The sequence below is a fragment of the Mesorhizobium sp. M7A.F.Ca.CA.004.12.1.1 genome, assembly GCF_003997835.1.
GTDB lineage: Bacteria > Pseudomonadota > Alphaproteobacteria > Rhizobiales > Rhizobiaceae > Mesorhizobium.
Map to the genome: position 1 here is coordinate 1 of NZ_RZRK01000461.1, position 5,016 is coordinate 5,016.

General features: G+C 60.7%; 5 protein-coding genes. 3 read left to right on the plus strand and 2 right to left on the minus strand.

Annotated features, from left to right (window positions below; all coding sequences use genetic code 11):
- The coding region (locus EN984_RS22430) for a Maf family protein (RefSeq protein WP_206517461.1) at positions 1-255 on the minus strand (255 nt) is incomplete at its 3' end.
- 169 nt (positions 256-424) lie between these two features.
- Positions 425-1,246 carry a pyruvate, water dikinase regulatory protein gene (locus EN984_RS22435; protein ID WP_027037546.1) on the minus strand — a complete coding sequence of 274 codons (822 nt, stop codon included), beginning with the start codon at positions 1,244-1,246 and terminating at the stop codon, positions 425-427.
- Positions 1,247-1,651: 405 nt separating this feature from the next.
- On the opposite strand from EN984_RS22435, the gene hemE reads away from it, so the two are divergent.
- From hemE to rho, 3 genes are all read left to right on the plus strand, one after another.
- Entirely contained in the window at positions 1,652-2,683 is a 1,032-nt protein-coding gene (gene hemE, locus EN984_RS22440) for a uroporphyrinogen decarboxylase (RefSeq protein ID WP_127268019.1), read from the plus strand.
- Entirely contained in the window at positions 2,683-3,219 is a 537-nt protein-coding gene (gene hemJ, locus EN984_RS22445; protein ID WP_127268018.1) for a protoporphyrinogen oxidase HemJ, read from the plus strand. Before hemE ends, hemJ begins: the two co-directional genes overlap by 1 nt.
- Before the next feature lie 231 nt (positions 3,220-3,450).
- Positions 3,451-4,716: a transcription termination factor Rho gene (rho, locus tag EN984_RS22450; RefSeq protein ID WP_127268017.1), complete on the plus strand. Its 1,266-nt coding sequence runs from the start codon at positions 3,451-3,453 to the stop codon at positions 4,714-4,716.
- Positions 4,717-5,016: the final 300 nt, after the last annotated feature.

Genomic DNA, 5,016 nt, shown 5'->3' on the forward strand with positions numbered 1-5,016 from the left:
CGAGGCCAAGGCCACAGAAGTGAGCGAGCGCAGGCCGGGCGCCCTGGTGCTCGGCCTGCGCTCGCTCACTTCTGTGGCCTTGGCCTCGGCCAGCACCAGGGCGACATCCTCGGGCGAGACGCCGCTATCCTGCAAAGGCCCCTCGAGCGCGCGCTCGTCGACATCGGCCGGCACCGCCTCGACATCGACGCCGGCATTGACGAGCATCGCCTTGCGGAACGGACTGCCGGAAGCGAGGATGAGTTTTTCGGTCATGGTTTGTACGCCTGGTTTTCTGGCACCGACTAGGGTGTTGAGATTCAGGTCAGGCCGAGTCGAAAATGGTGGCTTCCGAGAACCGGAGCGGAGCGTACTTAAAGTACGTGAGCACCGGAAGCGCAGGAAACCGCCATTTGCAGGCCGGCATCACCTGAATATCGACGCCCTAGCGCGTCTTCCCCCGCAGGGCAACGATGGCCGCCGCCGTTTCCTCGATCGAGCGGCGGCTGACGTCGATCATCGGCCAGCCATGGCGCGTGCAGATCTTGCGGGCGTAGGCTAGCTCTTCGCTGATCGCCGCGCGGTCGACATAATCCGATGCCTCATACGAACTGCTGTTGCCGAGGATGCGGTTTTGCCGGACATGCGAGATGCGCTCGGCGGTGGCGATTAGCCCGACGATCAGCGGCTTGCTGGCGGCAACCAGGCTTTCCGGCACCGGCACGCCAAGCACGATCGGGATGTTGGCGGTCTTGATGCCGCGGTTGGCGAGATAGATGCTGGTCGGCGTCTTCGACGTGCGCGAAATGCCGATCAGCACGACATCGGCATCGTCCATGTTGAGCGGCAACTGGCCGTCATCATGGTCCATGGTGAAATTGAGCGCATCGATGCGGCGGAAATATTCAGCGTCGAGAACATGCTGGGCACCGACGCGGCGGCCGGCCGGGGTGCCGAGATAGGACTGGAACACGGTCAGCACCGGCTCCAGCACCGACACACAGGGCAGGCCCATGGCCGCGCAGCGCTCGTCGATGCCGCGCGCCAGCTTCTGGTCGACGACCGTATAGAGGATGATGCCCGGTTCCTCCTCGATGTCCTCGAACACCTTCGCCACCTGCTTTTCGGTGCGGATCAGCGGATAGATATGCTCGATGGCGCGCGCGTCCTTGTACTGCGCCGAAGCTGCCCGGCCGGCGGCGAGCAGCGTTTCGCCGGTCGCGTCGGAAATCAGGTGCAGGTGGAAGAAGCTCTGGGGTTTGTTCACAGGGGGTCACCTGGGGCTGTGGGCTTCTGTGGATAAAGCGGGATGAAAAGACGGGCCTGTCGGAGGCGACTGTATCAGATGGCAGTTTGTCCACAATTCGATGCGCTGTCAGCTTCGTCGGGCGACTGGGGACAAGTTTGGGGACGGCTTTTTTCGACTGCGGTCCGTCCACAGGACCTGCTTTTCACCACTGTGCCTAACACTTTGACTCGCTTGATCGATTCCGATCTATCCCCAGAACCCTACATCTGGGAAAAAGAAGCACGCGACAATATGTTGGCTGGTGTTTTCCGGGGCAAAGCGGGACAGGTGGCAACCACCAGAACCAACAGACTCTTAGAATCAGAAGAATCTTAGATATAAGAATCTTTGATTATAGAAGAGGCTGGGAGAAGCGAGCGCTCGATGCCCCAGAACCGGATCATGCTGGATGTCCTCAGGGGCAAGGCCCATTTTCCGCCTCCGCTCTGGATGATGCGTCAGGCCGGACGCTACCTGCCGGAGTATCGGGAGACACGCAGACGCGCGGGCTCGTTCCTGGACCTCTGCTATGATCCAGACCTTGCGGTCGAAGTGGCCTTGCAGCCGATCGAGCGCTTCGGCTTCGATGCCTCGATCCTGTTTTCCGATATCCTTGTCGTTCCGCATGCGCTTGGCCGTGACGTCCGCTTCGAAGAGGGCAGAGGGCCGCTGCTGACGCCGATCACCGCGCCGGAGATTTTGGCTCTGGAAGGCGAGGTGTTTCACGTGAATCTCGAACCGGTCTATGAGACGGTTCGCCGGTTGCGGGCCAAACTGCCCGAAGAGACAACCCTGATCGGCTTCTGCGGCGCGCCGTGGACGGTGGCGACCTACATGATCGCCGGTCATGGCACGCCCGACCAGGCGCCGGCGCGGCTTTTTGCCTATCGCGAACCGGTGGCCTTTCAACGATTGCTGAAGGTGCTTGCCGAACATTCGGCCGCCTATCTCATCCGCCAGATCGAGGCGGGTGCGGATGTGGTGCAGATATTCGATTCCTGGTCCGGCGTGCTGGACGATGAGAGTTTCGACCTGTTCTGCGTTCAGCCGATGGCCGAGATCGTTGGCCGGGTGCGGGCGGTTCATCCCGATGTTCCGATCATCGGTTTTCCCAAGGGTGCCGGTTCGCGCTACCGGACATATCGACAGAAGACCGGCGTGACGGCGCTAGGGATCGACTGGACGGTACCCCTGATCGCGGCGAAGGAATTGCAGCGCTCGGGTGCGGTTCAGGGCAATCTCGATCCCTTGCGGCTCGTGGCTGGCGGCAAGGCGCTATCCGACGGCGTCGAGGCGATCCTGGGAGCGCTGGGAGACGGACCGCTGATCTTCAATCTCGGTCATGGCATCACGCCGGAGACGCCGATCGCCCATGTCGAGGCGATGGTGAAACAGGTGCGGAGCGCGACACGCTGATGGCTGAGATGAAAAACACGAACAGCACCGGTCAGGCGATGATGCGGATGATGTCAGGTATCGCGGTGCTGGTCGTTCTCACCGCGCTTTTGTATTTCGCGGCACCCGACAGCTTCTATCTCTGGGCAAAGGCGATCCATATCCTCGCCGTCATCTCATGGATGGCGGGCATGCTCTATCTGCCGCGGCTGCTGGTCTATCACGCCGATGCCGAGAAGGGCTCGGTGCAATCGGAGACCTTCAAGGTGATGGAGCGGCGCCTGCTGCGCGGCATCATCAACCCGGCGATGATCGTCACCTGGGTGTTCGGCCTGTGGCTCGCCTGGAAGGGTTTTGGTTTCCAGGGCGGCTGGCTGCATGCCAAGATCGGTGCGGTGCTTTTGCTGTCCGCCATGCATGGCTATCTCGCGGGCGCGGTGCGCAAATTCGCCGAGGACCGCAATGAAAAACCGGCCAGGCACTGGCGGATGGTCAACGAGATCCCCACATTGCTGATGATCGCAATCGTCATCCTGGTGGTGGTCAAGCCGTTCTGATGCATGCTGCTCAAAAACGGCCAGGAGACAACGACGGGCAGTGATGCGTTTCAAGCCTTCATAGGTCACGCAAAACGCAGCTTGCTCTTTCACCCGACCGACGATAAAAGACGGGTCTTCCTTCCCGTCATGCGCCGCCCCTCATTGTTTTCGGCCGCGCCCGGCATTTGTCGCATCCCGCCGATATTTTTCCCAAAGCCTACCCAGACTCCATCTATTCAAGGTCCGTCTATGCAAGAAATGAAACTCGCCGAGTTCAAGAACAAGAAACCGCCAGAGCTGATCGCCTATGCCGAATCGCTCGAGGTCGAAAACGCCAGCGTCATGCGCAAGCAGGAGCTGATGTTTGCGATCCTGAAGAAGCTGGCCGCCCAGGAGATCGAGATCATCGGTGATGGCGTGGTCGAGGTGCTGCAGGATGGTTTCGGCTTCCTGCGCTCCGCCAACGCCAATTATCTGCCAGGTCCCGACGACATCTATATTTCGCCGTCGCAGATCCGGCGCTTTTCGCTGAAGACCGGCGATACGGTCGAAGGGCCGATCCGCAGCCCGAAAGAGGGCGAGCGCTATTTCGCGCTGCTCAAGGTCAACACCATCAATTTCGACGATCCCGAAAAGATCCGTCACAAGATCCACTTCGACAATCTGACGCCGCTCTATCCCACCAAGCGGCTGAAGATGGAGATCGAGAATGCGACCACCAAGGACATCTCGCCGCGTGTGATCGACCTGGTCGCGCCGATCGGCAAGGGGCAGCGCGCTCTGATCAACGCGCAGCCGCGTACCGGCAAGACGGTTCTCATGCAGAACATCGCCCACTCGATCACCGCCAACCATCCGGAATGCTATCTGATCGTGCTGCTGATCGACGAGCGGCCGGAAGAAGTGACCGACATGCAGCGCTCGGTGAAGGGCGAGGTGATCTCCTCGACCTTCGACGAGCCGGCGGTGCGCCACGTGCAGGTCGCCGAAATGGTCATCGAGAAGGCCAAGCGCCTGGTCGAGCATGGCCGCGACGTCGTCATCCTGCTCGATTCGATCACTCGTCTCGGCCGCGCCTACAACACCGTCGTGCCGTCATCCGGCAAGGTGCTGACCGGTGGTGTCGACGCCAACGCGCTGCAGCGGCCGAAGCGCTTCTTCGGCGCCGCCCGCAACATCGAGGAAGGCGGTTCGCTGACCATCATCGCCACCGCGCTGATCGATACCGGCAGCCGCATGGACGAAGTCATCTTCGAAGAGTTCAAGGGCACCGGCAACTGCGAAATCCAGCTCGACCGCAAGGTGGCCGACAAGCGCATCTATCCGGCCATGGACATCTTGAAGTCCGGCACCCGCAAGGAAGACCTGCTGGTTTCCAAGCAGGATCTGCAGAAGATCTTCGTGCTGCGCCGCATCCTGGCGCCGATGGGCACCACCGACGCAATCGAGTTCCTGATCGACAAGCTCAAGCAGACCAAGACCAATGCCGATTTCTTCGATTCGATGAACACGTAAGAGGACTGGCGAGGGCCAACGGCCAACTGCTTGCGCTGCCCCTCATCCGCCTGCCGGCACCTTCTCCCCGTATAGTGACGGGGAGAAGGGAGATGGCCGCAACCTCGGCGCTCGTTCTGCTGCGTTGAAAATTGGCGAAACCGTCCATGACGGCGTCTTTCTCCCCGTCCCTATACGGGGAGAAATGCCCGGCAGGGCAATGAGCGACTATCTGTGGTGTCAAGTTGCATTGGCGAACTCCATGCGCGCATCGCGTGCTTTTGCATTGAGAATGACGAGGAGTTTTCGCGCCAGCGCCAT

What these genes read in the sequence shown, in the direction of transcription:
- hemE (WP_127268019.1), top strand. Translation starts at nt 1,652, where the DNA reads ATGCCCCAGAACCGGATCATGCTGGATGTCCTCAGGGGCAAGGCCCAT.
- hemJ (WP_127268018.1), top strand. Translation starts at nt 2,683, where the DNA reads ATGGCTGAGATGAAAAACACGAACAGCACCGGTCAGGCGATGATGCGG.
- rho (WP_127268017.1), top strand. Translation starts at nt 3,451, where the DNA reads ATGCAAGAAATGAAACTCGCCGAGTTCAAGAACAAGAAACCGCCAGAG.